Here is a 15,847-nt window from a genome sequence, read left to right as displayed (position 1 = left end):
GCTAGCCGCTTCCTTGGGGAGAGCTTTGTGAAACAAAAAATACAACACTGGCTGGCCGCTGCGGGCGGTTTGGCATTGGCAGCCAGCGCACAGGCAACGGCCATCACGGCGGTATCGCCGCAGGGCGAGGTGGCGCGGGTGCGGCAGGTGGTCGTCAAATTTGACGCGCCGGTGGTGCCCATGGGCGATCCGCGTGCGGCTGCGCCCGTCAAAGTGGATTGCGATAACAAACAGGCCATCAACAACGCCAACGGCCGCTGGACCAACCCCAAGGAATGGGTTTACGACCTGGCCGACGACCTGCCGCCAGGTGTGCGCTGCACGGTCGAAAAAATCGCGGATCTGAAAGACGCCGCCGGCAGCCCGGTGCGCGGCGCCGCCAGCTACAGCTTTGCCACGGGCGGGCCCTCGGTGGTGAACTATGTCCCCAGCGGCTACCAGGAGCTGGAATCGCAGCAGTACTTTGGCCTGGCCTTCAACGGTGATGTGATTGACAAAACCGTGGCCGCCAGCAGCTATTGCGTGGTCAAAGGCATTGGCGAGCGCATTCCGGTGCAGCTGCTGAGCCAGGCGCAGTCGCAGGCCTTCATGCAAAACCAGTTCGGTAAAAAACAATTGGCCGAGCATCCGCAGCGCTATGTGGCCTTGCAGTGCCAGCGCGCCTTGCCCGAAGGTGCGGAGATGAGCCTGGTGATCGGCCCAGGCGTCAGCAGCTCCAGCGGTGTGCTGCAAAAGCGCGAGCGCCGCTTGAACTACCGCGTGCAGCCACCGTTCAGCGCCGAGTTCAGCTGCGAGCGCGCCAATGCCCAGGCTGGTTGCTTGCCGATCCGCCCGCTCGAATTGCGCTTGAACGCGCCCATCAGCCGCAAAATGGCGCAGGAGATTCGGCTGGAGACCAGCAAGGGCAGCGCCAAGCCCACGCTGGCTGACGGCCCGGACGATGGCGAAGTCTCTTCGCTCAGCTTTGCGCCGCCGTTTGTCGAGAAAGACCAACTGCGCATTGTGCTGCCCTCGGGCTTTAAAGATGTGCGTGACCGCAAGCTGAGCAATGCCAACCTGTTTCCGCTCAAGCTGCAGATCGGCCTGATGCCGCCGCTGGCCAAGTTTGCAGCTGCGCCGTTTGGTGTGGTGGAGCGCTTTGCCGAAGGCGAAGACGGCCCGGCCATTTTGCCGGTGACCTTGCGCAATGTGGAGCAAGATTTGCAGCTCAGCGGCCTGAGCATTGAGGACAAGGGCAACGTCAGCACCTTGCAGCTGCAAAGCGATGTGGACATCATCCGCTGGTACCGCAAGCTGCAGCGTTACGACGGCTGGGGCAGTGTGGACCGTAAGCAGGCCGCACGCGACAGCAAATTGCCGCTGCCCGCGCCCTTGCCCAACACCGATACGGAGAGCGTTGAAACCCGCATGGTCTCACTGCTGGGCGGCAATGGTGGCAGCAAAAAGCTGGCTTTGCCCAAGAGCGACAGCAAAGATCCGCGTCCTTTTGAGGTGGTCGGCATTCCATTGCCAGCCGGCTTTCATGTGGTGGAAATCGCTTCGCCCATGCTGGGCCAGGCGCTGCTGAGCGAAGACTACACGCCCGCCCAGCGCACCATGTATGTGCGCACCTCGGCCCTGGTCACCAACCTGGGCGTGCACTTCAAGCGTGGGCGCGAAAACGCCATGGTCTGGGTGACCACGCTCGACAAAGGCAAGCCGGTGGCCAACGCGCAAGTGCGTATCTCCACTTGCGACGGCAAAACCTTGCTGCAGGCCACGACCGACAACGATGGCATTGCCCGTTTCGACAAAGCGCTGGGGCATGACGCCGTGCGCTGCAGCGCCGATGAGGAATACCAGGACAGCGCGCTGTTCGTGAGCGCACGCGCCACCGTGGATGGCAAGCCGGACATGGCTTTTGTCTGGAGCGATTGGCAGCGCGGCATCGAAAGCTGGCGCTTTGATCTGGAAACCAACACCAGTCCCGTGGCCGATGTGGTGGCGCACACCGTGCTCGACCGCAGCCTGCTGCGTGCGGGTGAAACCGTGTCCATGAAGCACTTCATTCGCTCGCAAACGCTCAGCGGTCTGGGCGTGCCCAAGGCCGAGCAAATGCCCAAGCAGGTGGTGATCACCCACCAGGGCAGTAACGACGAATTTGTGCTACCGCTCAGCTGGCAGCGCCCCGGCAACGGCCTGGCTGCCAGCAGCGAGTTCAAGATTCCCAAGGCCGCCAAGCTGGGCACCTACCGCATCACGCTCAAAGGCGGCAGCAGCCAGCATGGCGCGCAGGAGATCGACACGGGCTCGTTCCGGGTCGAAGAGTACCGCCTGCCGGTGCTCAAAGGCAGCATCGCCGCTGGTGCGCCAGCGCCCATCGTGCAGCCCGAAGTGCTGGACGCGCAGGTGCAGCTGTCTTACCTGTCGGGCGGCGCTGCGGCGCGCCATGAAGTCAAAGTATCGGCAGCCGTGGAGTCTGCCTATGTCAGCTTTGAAGACTACGACAGCTACTCGTTCAACCGTCCCTATCTGAGCCGCAAACTCCCTGGCGCCAACGGCAACAGCGAGGACTACAGCAACGACCGCCGCGTCATCGCCGACAAGCTGCCGCTGACGCTGGATGTCAACGGCAACGGCAGCGTCAGCATCCAAAAAATTCCCACGTCCAAAGCGCCGCAAAGCCTGTTGCTGGAAGCCAATTTCTCCGATCCGAACGGTGAGGTGCAGACACTGAGCAACACGGCGATGTTGTGGCCGTCGTCGGTGGTGGCCGCCATCAAGGCGGAGAACTGGGCGTCTACCGACAAAAAGCTGGCTTTCCAGGCGCTGGCGCTCAGCACCGCCGGCAAGCCGGTAGCAGGCGTGAAGCTGCAGGTGCGTGCGGTGGAGCGCATTGTCACCTCTACGCGCAAGCGCATGGTGGGCGGCTTCTACAGCTACGAAAACCACGAAAGCTTCAACGACCTGGGCGTGGTCTGCAGCGGCAAGAGCGATGCCAAGGGCCTGCTCGATTGCAGCACGCAGCTCAAAAATGGCGGCGAGGTGGAACTGGTCGCTGAAGCATCTGACGACAAAAACCGGGTTTCGCAGGCCGCTACTTCGGTCTGGGTCACCAAGCAGGGCGAGCTGTGGTTTGGCGGGGACGACAACGACCGCATGGACCTCTTGCCCGAGAAAAAATCGTACAAGCTCGGCGACACGGCGCGCTTCCAGGTGCGCATGCCTTTCCGCGAAGCCACGGCCCTGGTCACGGTAGAGCGCGAAGGCGTGATGCAGGCGCAGGTGGTCAAGCTCCATGGCGATGACCCGACCGTGAACCTGAAGATCCAGGAAGGCTGGGGCCCGAACGTCTACGTCAGCGTGATGGCGCTGCGCGGCCGTCTGCGCGATGTGCCTTGGTACAGCTTCTTCACCTGGGGCTTCAAATCGCCCCGCGAATGGTGGACCGCCTTCTGGTACGAAGGCAAGGAATATGTGGCGCCCACGGCCTTGGTGGATTTGTCCAAACCCGCTTACCGTCTGGGTGCGGCCGAAATCCGCGTGGGCATTGCCGACCGCGAGCTGGCCGTCAGCGTCAAGAGCGACAAAGAGAACTACCGCATCCGCAACACCGCCAAGATCACCATCGAAGCCAAGCTGCCCAACGGCAAGCCGGCTGCTGGTGCCAACGTGGCCGTGGCCGCAGTAGACCAGGCCTTGCTGGAGCTCAAGCGCAACGACAGCTGGGAGCTGCTCAAAGCCATGTACCAAAAGCGCAGCTGGGGTGTGGAAACCTCCACCGCGCAGATGGAAATCATCGGCCGCCGCCACTATGGCCGCAAGGCCGTGGCAGCCGGCGGCGGTGGTGGCAATGGCCAGACACGCGAGTTGCTCGACACCTTGCTGCTGTGGCAGTCGAACGTGGTGCTCGACGCCAATGGCCGTGCCGTGGTGGATGTGCCGCTCAACGATGCGCTGACCAGCTTCAAGATCGTCGCCGTGGCCGACAGCGGCCTGGAAATGTTTGGCACAGGCAGCACGCAGATCCGCACTTCGCAAGAGCTGCAGATCATCAGCGGCCTGCCGCCGCTGGTGCGCGATGGCGACAAGTTCGACGCGCAAGTCACCCTGCGCAACACCACCAGCAAGCCCATGCAGGTGCTGGTAACGCCCAAGGCCACGCAGCTGCAGCTGGAGCCCAAGACGGTGGAGATCGCCGCCAACGACGCCAAGACCGTGGCCTGGAGTGTGGTTGCGCCGGCCGATATCTCACAGAACCGCCATGCCGAGCTGCTGTGGGAGATCAGCGCCAAAGACAAGAACAGTGACGCGGCCGATGCGCTCAAGGCGAGCCAGCGCGTGGTGCCCGCCGTGGCGGTGACCACCTTGCAGGCCACGCTGCTGCAGCTTGACGGCCAGGTCGAGATGCCGATCAGCGCGCCCGCTGATGCGCTGCCTGGCCGTGGCGGGCTCAAACTGTCGCTGGTGCCGCGCTTGGCCGAAGGCCTGCCCGGCGTGCGTGATTGGTGGAGCAACTACCCGTACAGCTGCCTGGAGCAGATATCGAGCAAGGCGATGGGCATGCGCAATGCCGCGCTATGGAAAGAGGCCATGGAGCGCCTGCCCACCTACCTGGACAGCGATGGCCTGGCCAACTACTTCCCGCCGCATCCGGCGGCTCAACCTACCGGCAGCGATGCGCTGACGGCCCACCTGTTGTACGCCGCTTTCGAGATGAAAAAACTCGATCCGCAGTTTGCCATTCCGGCTGAAACCCGCGAGCGCATGACCACGGCCTTGAGCAACTTTGTCGAAGGCAAGATCGAGCGCAAGTTCTGGGCGCCACGCAACGATCTGGATGTGCGCAAGATCGCCGCTATCAACGCCTTGGCCGTGTATGGCAAGGCGCAGCCGCGCATGCTCAGCAGCGTCAACATCGCGCCCAACGACTGGCCTACGCAGGCGGTGGTGGATTGGCTGTCGATCCTGCAGACCATGAAGGATCTGCCCAACCGCGACAAGCTGCGCGAGGAAGCCAGCCAGATTTTGCGTGCCCGCCTCAGCTACCAGGGCACCAAGCTGCTGCTGGCCAACGAGCAGAACGACTACTGGTGGTGGCTGATGCACAACGGCGACACCACGCTGGCGCGCCTGATGCTGGTGGTGATGGGCGATCCGGCCTGGAAGGAAGACCTGCCGCGCATGGCCACCAGCTTCATCGGCCGCCAAAAGAGCGGCGCTTGGAGCACGACCACGGCCAACCTCTGGGGCGCCATGGCGCTGGAGCGTTTCTCGCGCGTCTACGAATCGGAGCCGGTGACCGGCAGCACCGAAGCCAGCCTGGGCGGCAAGAGCGCATCGGTGGACTGGAGCAAGGTCAAAAAGGCGGACGACGCGATTGAGTTGCTGGCGCAAGGCGACAAGCGCGCCATCGGCCCGACCGAGCAGCTCGCACAATGGCTCAACAACACCATGGACCTGCCTTGGGGTAGCGGCCAGCAAAACCTGAAGGTGCAGCAAAAAGGCACAGGCAAGCCTTGGCTGACCGTGCAATCGCAAGCAGCAATTCCACTCAAGGAAGCGCTGTCGGCCGGCTACCAGATCACGAAAACCGTGACGGCGGTAGAGCAAGCCAACAAGAGCTTGCCAGCAGGCCAGTACACCCGCGGCGATGTGTTGCGCGTAACGCTGGAGGTCAACGCCAGCGCCAACATGACCTGGGTCGCCATCACCGACCCGGTACCTGGCGGCGCCACCATTCTGGGCAGCGGCCTGGGCCGCGATTCCGCCTTGGCCACGCAGGGCGAGAAATCCGGCGGCTGGGGTTGGAAGGCTTACGAGGAGCGCTCGTTTGAAGCCTACCGCGCCTACTACGGCTATCTGCCGCAGGGCAAGCTGCTGCTGGAGTACAGCTACCGCGTCAACAACACCGGCGAATTTGCGCTGCCCGCTACCCGCATCGAAGCGCTGTACGCGCCCGAGATGTTCGGCATGGCGCCCAAAGCCAAGCTGACGGTGGTGCCGGCAGGGCAGTAAGGTTGGCGTGTGATGGCACTGTGTTTTGAACCCCGGCGCCTGCTGGCGCTGGCCTGCCTGGCGTCGGTGTATGCCTATGCTCCGCTGGCGCAGGCTGTGCCCAGTTTTGCCGAAGTGCAACAAGGCTTTCGCTCATCGGAGACGCGGGTCTTGTCGCGTGAAGGTGAGCTGCTGCAGCGTGTGCGCACCGACGCCACCGTGCGCCGGGGCGACTGGGTTGCGTTGGCCGATGTATCGCCCGCTTTGCGCACCGCCATGGTGCTGAGCGAAGACCGGCGTTTTTACGAGCACAGCGGTGTGGACTGGGCAGCAGTCACAGCCGCCGCCTGGGGCAATTTGTGGAACCAGCGCACCCGTGGCGCGAGCACCATCAGCATGCAGTTGGCGGGCTTGCTCGACGACGATTGGCGGCGCAGCAACAGCGGCCGCTCGGTGGTACAAAAGGCCGGCCAAACCGTGGCCGCGCAGGTGCTGGACCGGCGCTGGAGCAAGACGCAGATTCTCGAAGCCTATCTGAACCTGGTGCCTTTCCGGGGCGAAATGGTGGGCATCGACGCGCTCTCGCGCAGCTTGTTCGACAAAGCGCCGCACGGCCTGGACGACCGCGAAGCCGCCGTGGCTGCTGCATTGGTGCGTGCGCCCAATGCGCGCCCGCAACAAGTGGGGCAACGCGCTTGCGGCGTGCTCAAAGACATGCGGCGCGACACCAGCGTGGATTGCGATGCGGTGATTTTCTTCACCGAACTGGCGCTGAAAAAACGCGCCTTTGAAGCCAGCGAAGGCATAGCTCCGCACTTCAGCCGCATCGCGCTGCGCGAGCAGCGCCAAGCCAAGGAGCCGGCTGCAAAACGCACGCAAGCAGTTGCGAGCTTTCGCACCACGCTCAGCGCGCCTTTGCAACGCTTTGCGGTAGACACGCTGCGCCAACATCTGCAAGAGCTGCGTGCCAGCAATGTGCAAGACGGCGCGGTGCTGGTGCTGGACAACGCCAGCGGCCAGGTGTTGGCCTGGGTGGGTTCGTCGGGCGTGCTGAGCCAGGCGCAAGAGGTGGATGCCGTGCTCGCACCACGCCAGCCGGGCTCCACGCTCAAGCCGTTTTTGTATGGCCAGGCGATTGCAGAGCACAAACTCACCGCGGCTTCGCTGATCGAGGATTCGCCCGCCCGCATTCCCACCGCCAGCGGTTTGTACATACCGCAAAACTACGACCGCAGCTTCAAAGGCTGGGTCAGCGTGCGCACTGCCTTGGGCGCGTCGCTCAACGTGCCTGCCGTGCGCACCCTGGTGATGGTGGGTGTGGACGACTTCTTTGACCAGCTCAACCACCTGGGCATGCCCATGCGCGAAAGCGGCAGCTACTTCGGCTACAGCCTGGCGCTGGGCAGCCCGGAGATTCCGCTGCTGCAGCTCACCAACGCCTACCGCGCTCTGGCCAATGGCGGGCGTTACAGCGAGGTGGTGTATTCGCCCAACGGCAAGCCGCAGTTCCGCCAGGCGCTGGACGCAGGCGCAGCCTTTGTGGTGGGCGACATGCTGGCCGACAACAATGCGCGGGTGCGCACCTTCGGTACCAGCAGCGTGCTGGGCACGCGCAGCTGGGCGGCGGTGAAAACCGGCACCAGCAAAGACATGCGCGACAACTGGGCGATAGGCTGGTCCGACCGCTATACCGTCGGCGTCTGGGTAGGCAACGCCAGCGGCGACGCCATGCACTCGGTCAGCGGCACCAGTGGCGCTGCGCCCGTGTGGGCCAGCCTGATGGGCTTTTTGCACCAAGGCCAACCCAGCCGCGCACCGCAGCCACCGGCAGGCGTGCAAACCCGTTGGGTGGAGTTTGGCGATGCACCAGCCAGCCAGCCAGGCGCAGGATATGCGCTGGAAGCGCGCCGCCAGGAATGGTTTCTGCCTGGCACCGAGCAGGCTGTGTTTGCACTGGATGCGCGTTCTACCGGCGTAGACAGCTTGCCTGCCCCGCGCAGCGCCAACGAAGCCGTGCAAACGGCCCGCATCCTGGCCCCGGCCAACGGCACCATCGTTGCTGTCGACCCCGACATTCCACCCGACCGCCAACGCCTGCAGTTCGTGGCGGACACGCCGTCCGCCCGCTGGCAGATGGACGGCAAAGAAGTGGCCCGCGGCGCCCGCTGGGCCTGGCTGCCCTGGCCAGGCCGGCACCAGGTGGAACTGGTGAGCGCGAGTGGCGAGGTGCTGGACAGCATTCGCTTGGAAGTGCGGGGAGCGGGGGTAAAGCAGTCCAAGCGTTGACTGTGGAAACTGTGTGTTGGGGAGGGTATGTCTGCTGGCGCAGACCTCCCTGCAGCGGGCGCGTCCACTCGCCGCGTCCGCTGCAAAAACGCGGCCAGCCGAACCGCCTATTCGGCCACCACCGCCGTGCCGCTGGCCGAGACCATCAGCATGCCGTTGTCCTGGCCGAGTACCTCGTAATCCAGGTCTACGCCGACGATAGCGTTGGCTCCCAGTTTTTCGGCTCGCTCTTGCAGCTCTTGCAAGGCGATGTCGCGGGCTTTTTGCAGTTCTTTCTCGTAGGTGCCCGAGCGGCCACCGACGATGTCGCGGATGCCGGCGAACCAGTCTTTGAAAAAGTTGGCGCCCAGAATGGCTTCGCCGTTGACGATGCCGCAGTAGCGGGTGATGCGCTTGCCCTCGATGCTGGGCGTGGTGGTGACGATCATGTGCGTGGTGCCTGCAAGGGGTTCAAGGGTTGCTGATGCTGCGCAAGAGCTTCTGGCCGGCGCGGCCGTCGGCTTTCATGCCCAGGCGGGTTTGTTCGGCTTTGATGGCTTCGCGGGTTTTGGCGCCGATCATGCCGTCGGCGCTGCCAATGTCATAACCCTTGGCTAGCAAGGCTTGTTGCAGCTCCTTGTTCTGGGCGCGCGAGAGGCCCAGGTCGTCCGTGGGCCAGGGCGTCACAAAGCCGGTGCGGGTTTCGCTGGGGTCGGCCACCAGGTTGGAGAGCTGGGCAATGGCCAGCGCGTAGTTTTCCGAGGCGTTGTAGCTGTAGAGCGCGTCGAAATTGCGGCCCACCAAAAAGGCCGGGCCACCGGCGGCGGGAATCATCAGGCCGGCGCTGGGCAGGCTGTCGGGCAGGGCTTGGCCGTTGGCCAGGGTGACGCCGGCAGCGCGCCAGCTGGCGATCGGCTTTTTGTTTTTGCGGCCGGCGTCGCTGGTGTCAAAACCGGCGGGCAGCTTCACCTCAAAGCCCCAGGGCTGGCCGGCGCGATAGCCGGCGTTTTTCAGAAAAGTGGCGGTCGAAGCCAGCGCGTCAGGTACGCTGTCTACGATGTCGCGGCGGCCGTCGCCGTCAAAATCGACCGCGCTGCGGAAAAAGGTGGAAGGCATGAACTGCGTCTGGCCAAAGGCGCCGGCCCAGGAGCCCACCAGCTTGGCTTCGGCGATGTGGCCCTCTTGCAGAATGCGCAGCGCGCTGGCAAATTCGCCGCGGAAATAGGCCTGGCGGCGGCCAAAGCACGAGAGCGTGCCCAGCGATTGCACCAGCGAGCGGCCGCCCAGGTTCTGGCCGAAGTTGCTCTCCACGCCCCAGACGCCCACGACGATGGGCGCGGCCACGCCCGTTGTTTGCTCGATCTTGGCGAGCGTGTCCTGCCACTTGGCGTAGCTGGCGCGGCCATCGGCCACGCGTTGCTCATCTACCAGCACGGCCAGGTAATCCCACACCGGCATGCTGAACTCAGGCTGGCGGTTGAGCAGCGGCAGCACCGTGGCATCGGGCTGCAGGTGCTCGGTGTATTGGCTGAAGGTGGTGGGCGTGATGGCGGCAAACGCCTTGCTGCCGCGCAGCTCGCCCAGGCACGATTGGAACTCGGCCTGGCTCAGCTGAGGCGGCTCTTGCGGGGCGCTGGATTGGGCCAGCGCAGCGTGGCTGGCAAGGCCCAGGCTGGCAGCGAGTGCCAGCGGGCGCAGAACGAGGGTGGGGCTGCAGAAAGTCATGCTGCGCAATATACCTGTTTGCCATGGCGCGCTGCTGGTAAACCCGGGGCTGCGACCATTGCTTACGCATTTTTCTGCGCCGGCTCGCGCAGCGGTGCAATGCGGGTAAACCCAAAACTATATGACCGCCCCGATACTGCCTATTGCTGGCTTGTTATGCACCGGGCAGCGGGGCACACTACGCTGGTATGGGCATTGCCCACCGCGCTGTGCGCGCCGCCATTGACCGTTTTTCGATTGCTAGTGACCGCCATGAACCAGCCCATCCGCTTCTACCACCAAGGCAGCATTACCGAGGTGAACCAGGTACCGCCCACGCAGACTGTTTTGGACTGGCTGCGTGACGATGCGCAATGCAAGGGCAGCAAGGAAGGTTGCAACGAAGGCGATTGCGGCGCTTGCACCGTGGTGGTGGCTGAGCTGGCGCAGCCCGGCGATGCACAAGCGGTGCAAGGCCTGAGGCTGCAGACGGTGAACGCTTGCATCCAGCTCCTGCCCAATTTGCAGGGCAAAGCTTTGTTCACGGTGGAAGATCTCAAGCGCATTGGCCAACCTGCACCAGCATCGACCAACAACTGCACCCACTTGCACCCGGTGCAGCAGGCTTTGGTGGAGTGCCACGGCTCGCAATGCGGCTTTTGCACGCCGGGTTTTGCCATGTCGCTGTGGGCTGTTTATGAGCAGCACCAGGCGCAAAGCGGCCCCGCGCCTACGCGCCAACAATTGGCCGATGCTTTGTCCGGCAACCTGTGCCGCTGCACGGGCTACCGGCCCATTTTGGATGCGAGTCAGCGCATGTTCGATCTGCCTGCGCAAACACTGGCAGCAGCGCCTGTTGTAGCGGCTTTGCAAGCCTTGCACAGCGATGAAGATTGGCAGTACAGCGATGGCCAGACGCAGTTTTATGCGCCTGCCAGCGTGGCCAGCCTGGCGCGTTTGCGCGAGCAGTTGCCGCAGGCGCGGTTGGTTGCCGGCACCACCGATGTGGGCTTGTGGATCACCAAACAGTTTCGCGAGTTGGGCGATTTGATTGCCGTTGGCCGCGTGGCCGAGCTGCAGCGCATAGAAGAGCGTGATGGCGTTTTGCACATAGGCGCTGGTGCTTCCTTGGAGGCGGCCTGGGCGGCCCTGGCGCAGCGCTGGCCGAGCTTGACCGAGGTGTGGTTGCGCTTTGCATCGCCACCCGTGCGCCACGCCGGCACCATGGGAGGTAATGTGGCCAACGGCTCGCCGATCGGCGATGCGCCGCCGGTGCTTATGGCGCTGGATGCGCAGATTGTTTTGCGCCAGGGCGAGCGTGTGCGACGCATGGCGCTGGCCGATTTTTACCTGGATTACATGAAGAACCAGTTGCAGCCCGGCGAGCTGGTGCAGGCTTTGGAGGTGCCGTTGCCCGGGCCTGCGCAGCAGGTGCGAGCGTACAAGATCAGCAAGCGTTTTGACTGCGATATTTCTGCGCTCTGCGCTGGCTTTGCGCTGACGCTGGATGGCGCAGGCTTGGTGCAAAGCGTGCGTCTTGCTTACGGCGGCATGGCAGCGACCGTCAAACGCGCAGCGCAGGCGGAAGCCGCGCTGCTGGGCCAGCCTTGGGATGCGGCGGCAGTGAAGCGCGCCCAAGCCGCGTTGGCGCAAGATTTTCAGCCGCTCACCGATATGCGCGCCAGCGACAGCTACCGCATGAAAGTAGCGCAAAACCTGTTGCAGCGCTTGTGGCTGGAGACGCGGCCCGATGCGCCTTTGCCCGGCGCGGCCACCAGCGTCTGGTCGGTCATGCCGCACAACATGGCAGCAGCCGTTGCGCAAGGAGTTTGAGATGAACCAGGCCATTCCTCACCCATTGCTGCAAAACGCCGAGGCCTTTGCGCCTTATGCCGAGAACCAATCTGCCCGCATCGATCTTGCCGAAGAAGCCCAGGCTTTACAGCAGGGCCGGCGCGTAGGCATCAGCCGACCGCACGAATCGGCTGCTTTGCATGTGGCTGGCGAAGCTGCGTATATAGACGATCTGCCCGAGCTGGCGGGCACCTTGCATTGCGCTTTGGGCTTGGCGCCCGTGGCGAACGGCCGCTTGCTGGCGCTGGATCTGGAGGCGCTGCGTGCCTTGCCCGGTGTGGTCGATGTGCTGACGGCGGCCGATATCCCTGGCGTCAACGATTGCGGCTCGATCATCCACGACGACCCGATTCTGTGTGATGGCGAAATCCGTTACCTGGGCCAGCCCCTGTTTGCCGTGCTGGCACGCACGCGCCAGGCCGCCCGGCGTGCCGCAGCACAGGCCAAAAAATACGCGCAGGTCGAGGCCACCGAGCCAGTGCTGACACCGCAGCAAGCGCACCAATTGCGCAAGTACGTGCAGCCGCCCATGCGCCTGGCGCGCAGTGTCGATGGCAGCACCGCAGCGCAAGCCATTGCGCAGGCACCGCACCGCTTGCAAGGCCAGTGGCAAGTGGGCGGGCAAGAGCAGTTTTATCTGGAAGGGCAGATCAGCTACGCCATCCCCAAGGAAGGGCATGCCCTGCACCTGTTCTGCTCTACCCAGCACCCCAGCGAGATGCAACACCTGGTGGCGCATGCGTTGGGTGTGCAGGCGCACGATGTACAGGTGGAATGCCGGCGCATGGGCGGCGGTTTTGGCGGCAAAGAGTCGCAATCGGCGCTGTTTGCCTGCGTCGCCGCAGTGGCTGCCAAGCGGTTGCAGCGGCCAGTCAAGCTGCGGCTTGATCGCGATGACGATTTTCTGATCACCGGGCGCCGCCACTGTTTCTGGTACGAGTACGACATTGGCTATGACGATGCTGGCCGCATCGTGGGTGCCGAGGTCACCATGGTGTCGCGCGCCGGGCATTCGGCCGATTTGTCGGCACCGGTGATGACGCGGGCGCTCTGCCATTTTGACAATGCGTACTGGTTGCCCAACGTCAGCATGCAAGGCTGCATGGGCAAGACCAATACGCAGAGCAACACCGCTTTCCGTGGCTTTGGCGGGCCGCAGGGCGCGATCGTGATGGAGAACATTCTCGACACCATCGCCCGCCAGCTGGGCCAAGACCCGCTCGATGTGCGGCGTGCCAATTTCTACGGCAAGCACGAGCGCAATACCACGCCTTATGGCCAGGTGGTCGATGACAACATCATCGACGAGCTGGTGGCGCAGCTGGAAGCCAGCAGCGATTACCGCGTGCGGCGCGCGCAGATCGACGCTTTCAACGCCAGCAGCCCGGTGCTCAAACGCGGGCTGGCGTTGACGCCGGTGAAGTTCGGCATCTCGTTCAACGTCAAGCACTTCAACCAGGCTGGTGCCTTGGTACATGTGTACAACGACGGCTCGATTCTGGTGAACCACGGCGGCACCGAAATGGGCCAGGGTTTGAACACCAAGGTGGCGCAAGTGGTGGCGCACGAGCTGGGCGTAGCGTTTGAGCGTGTGCGCGTGAGCGCCACCGACACCAGCAAGGTGGCCAACACCTCGGCCACCGCTGCTTCGACGGGCACCGATCTCAACGGCAAAGCCGCGCAAGATGCAGCGCGCCAGATCCGCGAGCGCCTGGCCGCCAGCGTGGCCGAGCGCCATGGCTGCGCAGCTGCCGATGTGCGTTTTGCCAATGACTGTGTGTTGGTGGGCGGCGAATCGCTGGCCTTTGCCGATGTGGTGAAGCAGGCCTATCTGGAGCGCGTGCAGCTGTGGTCCGACGGGTTTTATGCTACGCCGGGCTTGTCGTGGGACAGCAAGACCTTGCAGGGCCGGCCCTTCTTTTATTTCGCTTACGGCGCTGCGGTGAGCGAGGTGCTGGTGGACAGTTTGACGGGCGAGAGCAAGCTGCTGCGCGCCGATGTTTTGCACGATGTGGGGCGCTCGCTGAACCCGGCTGTCGATATCGGCCAGGTCGAAGGCGCTTTCATCCAGGGCCTGGGTTGGCTCACGATGGAAGAGCTGGTTTGGCACCCCAAGACCGGTGCGCTGCTGACGCATGCGCCCAGCACTTACAAGATTCCTACCGCCAACGATTGTCCGCCGGTGTTGAAGGTGCAGCTGTTCGATGGTGCGAATCCACACGACAGTATTCACCGCAGCAAGGCCGTGGGTGAGCCGCCTTTGTTGTTGCCTTTCTCGGTGTTCTTTGCGATCCGCGATGCGGTGGCCGCGTGCGGCCCTGCTGGCTGCTGCCCGCCACTGCGCGCACCCGCCACTGCCGAGGCGGTGCTGGCCGCGATAGAGGCGGTGCAGCAAGGGGCTTGATAGCCGAGCGCTGCGCTGGCGCGTGCCAGCTGCGATACTCGCCGCCGTTTTATTTTTTGCCAACGCAGACCTATGCCTTTTTTTCTCACCACCAACCAGCAGGAGAACCCGCAATGAATGGATTGGAGAAATTCTTCAAGCTCGGCGAGCACGGCACCACGGTGCGCACCGAAATCCTGGCCGGGCTGACCACCTTCCTGACCATGGCCTACATCATGTTCGTCAATCCCTCGATTCTGGGTGACGCGGGCATGCCCAAGGGTGCGGTGTTTGTGGCCACCTGTTTGATCGCCGCCATCGGCTCGGTGCTGATGGGCTTGCTCGCCAACTACCCGATTGCGATTGCGCCCGGCATGGGCTTGAACGCCTATTTCGCCTACGTGGTGGTGCTGGGCATGGGCTACACCTGGCAGGCGGCGCTGGGCGCGGTTTTTGTTTCGGGCTGTTTGTTCTTGCTGGTGACGGTGTTCCGCTTGCGGGACCAGATCATCAAGGGCATACCGCAGTCAATCCGGGTGGCGATCACCGTGGGTATCGGTTTGTTCCTAGCGCTGATTGCGCTCAAGAGCGCGGGCGTGGTGGTGGAATCCAAGGCCACCTTGGTGACCTTGGGCGATCTGCACAGCGCCCCGGTGATTCTGTTTGCACTGGGCTTTTTGTTGATCGTGGTGCTCGACCGCCTGAAGGTGCCCGGCGCCATTTTGATCGGCATTCTGGCGGTGACCGTCTCGTCGTTCATCTGGGGCGGCAACCAGTTCCAGGGCGTGTTCTCGGCGCCACCGTCGATTGAGCCGACCTTCTTCAAGCTCGACATCAAAACCGCTTTGTCCACCGGTTTCCTCAACGTGGTGCTGGTGTTCTTTTTGGTGGAATTGTTTGACGCCACCGGCACCTTGATGGGCGTGGCCAAGCGTGCCGGCTTGCTGGTGCCGGGCAAGATGGAGCGCTTTCACCGCTCGCTGCTGGCCGACAGCGGCGCCATCTTCGCCGGCTCTTTGCTCGGTACCTCCAGCGCCACCGCTTATGTGGAAAGCGCTTCGGGTGTGCAAGCCGGTGGCCGCACCGGTTTGACGGCGATTACGGTGGCCGTGCTTTTCCTGGCTTGTTTGTTCATCGCGCCGCTGGCTGGCTCGGTGCCCGCCTATGCCACCGCGCCCGCGCTGTTGTTTGTGGCTTGCCTGATGCTCAAGGAGCTGACCGAAGTGGAATGGGACGATTCCACCGAAGCCATTCCGGCCGCCATCACGGCGGTGATGATGCCGTTTACCTATTCCATCGCCAACGGTTTGGCCTTCGGCTTTATTTCGTATGCGGCCATCAAGCTGTGCACGGGGCGTGCACGGGAAGTGCATTGGATGGTGTGGATCATTGCTGGCTTGTTTTTGTTCAAGTTTGCTTATATTGGCGGGCATTGATTGCGCCTTTGCCCAGGCGGAGGGCGTTGCGCTTCGCGCAGATTTTGGAGGGTAGTTTTTTAACTGGTATTGATGGGCATTGCATGCCGTAGCTGGCCGGGACTCGCCCCGGCAGGCGACCTCCCGTTTTGCCCAGCCAAAAAGGGAGGCGTAAAATCTGCCCCACATCCAGCGTCCCCGAAAGCTTCGCGTAGCGAATCTTTCGGGGCAACCTGCGCTCGGAGCAAAC

Annotated in this window: 7 protein-coding genes; 5 read left to right on the top strand and 2 right to left on the bottom strand. The window is 63.5% G+C overall.

Translation table 11 applies throughout. The annotated features are described in order from the left end of the window. Window positions 1–27: 27 nt before the first annotated feature. Both ACFIQF_RS11055 and pbpC read left to right on the top strand, forming a co-directional pair. On the top strand, window positions 28–5,997 hold the full coding sequence (locus ACFIQF_RS11055) for an alpha-2-macroglobulin family protein (protein ID WP_393942784.1): 5,970 nt from the start codon (window positions 28–30) through the stop codon (window positions 5,995–5,997). Between the two features lie 12 nt (window positions 5,998–6,009). Beyond that, window positions 6,010–8,262, top strand: coding sequence for a penicillin-binding protein 1C (gene pbpC, locus ACFIQF_RS11050; RefSeq protein WP_393942782.1), 2,253 nt, complete (start codon window positions 6,010–6,012; stop codon window positions 8,260–8,262). Window positions 8,263–8,369: 107 nt separating this feature from the next. Here pbpC and ACFIQF_RS11045 read toward each other — a convergent pair whose 3' ends face one another. After that, window positions 8,370–8,690, bottom strand: a complete 321-nt coding sequence (locus tag ACFIQF_RS11045; RefSeq protein WP_393942780.1) for a heavy metal-binding domain-containing protein — start codon at window positions 8,688–8,690, stop codon at window positions 8,370–8,372. A gap of 22 nt (window positions 8,691–8,712) precedes the next feature. Continuing rightward, window positions 8,713–9,966 carry a lytic murein transglycosylase gene (locus ACFIQF_RS11040; RefSeq protein WP_393942779.1) on the bottom strand — a complete coding sequence of 418 codons (1,254 nt, stop codon included), beginning with the start codon at window positions 9,964–9,966 and terminating at the stop codon, window positions 8,713–8,715. Between the two features lie 252 nt (window positions 9,967–10,218). On the opposite strand from ACFIQF_RS11040, the gene xdhA reads away from it, so the two are divergent. The 3 genes from xdhA to ACFIQF_RS11025 all read left to right on the top strand — a co-directional run bounded on the left by xdhA (window position 10,219) and on the right by ACFIQF_RS11025 (window position 15,618). Then, the gene (xdhA, locus tag ACFIQF_RS11035) at window positions 10,219–11,778 is read left to right on the top strand and encodes a xanthine dehydrogenase small subunit (protein WP_393942777.1); all 1,560 of its coding nucleotides are present in this window, start codon (window positions 10,219–10,221) and stop codon (window positions 11,776–11,778) included. Between the two features lies 1 nt (window position 11,779). Continuing rightward, the gene (gene xdhB / locus ACFIQF_RS11030) at window positions 11,780–14,203 is read left to right on the top strand and encodes a xanthine dehydrogenase molybdopterin binding subunit (protein ID WP_393942776.1); all 2,424 of its coding nucleotides are present in this window, start codon (window positions 11,780–11,782) and stop codon (window positions 14,201–14,203) included. Window positions 14,204–14,316: 113 nt separating this feature from the next. Continuing rightward, window positions 14,317–15,618: an NCS2 family permease gene (locus ACFIQF_RS11025; RefSeq protein ID WP_393942775.1), complete on the top strand. Its 1,302-nt coding sequence runs from the start codon at window positions 14,317–14,319 to the stop codon at window positions 15,616–15,618. Window positions 15,619–15,847 lie beyond the last annotated feature (229 nt).

Origin of the sequence: Comamonas trifloxystrobinivorans, assembly GCF_043359985.1 — a bacterium.
In the GTDB taxonomy this organism is placed as follows: Bacteria; Pseudomonadota; Gammaproteobacteria; order Burkholderiales; family Burkholderiaceae_C; genus Comamonas; species Comamonas trifloxystrobinivorans.
The sequence above is the reverse complement of the archived record's forward strand: the minus strand, read 5'-3'. Positions and strand labels throughout refer to the sequence as shown.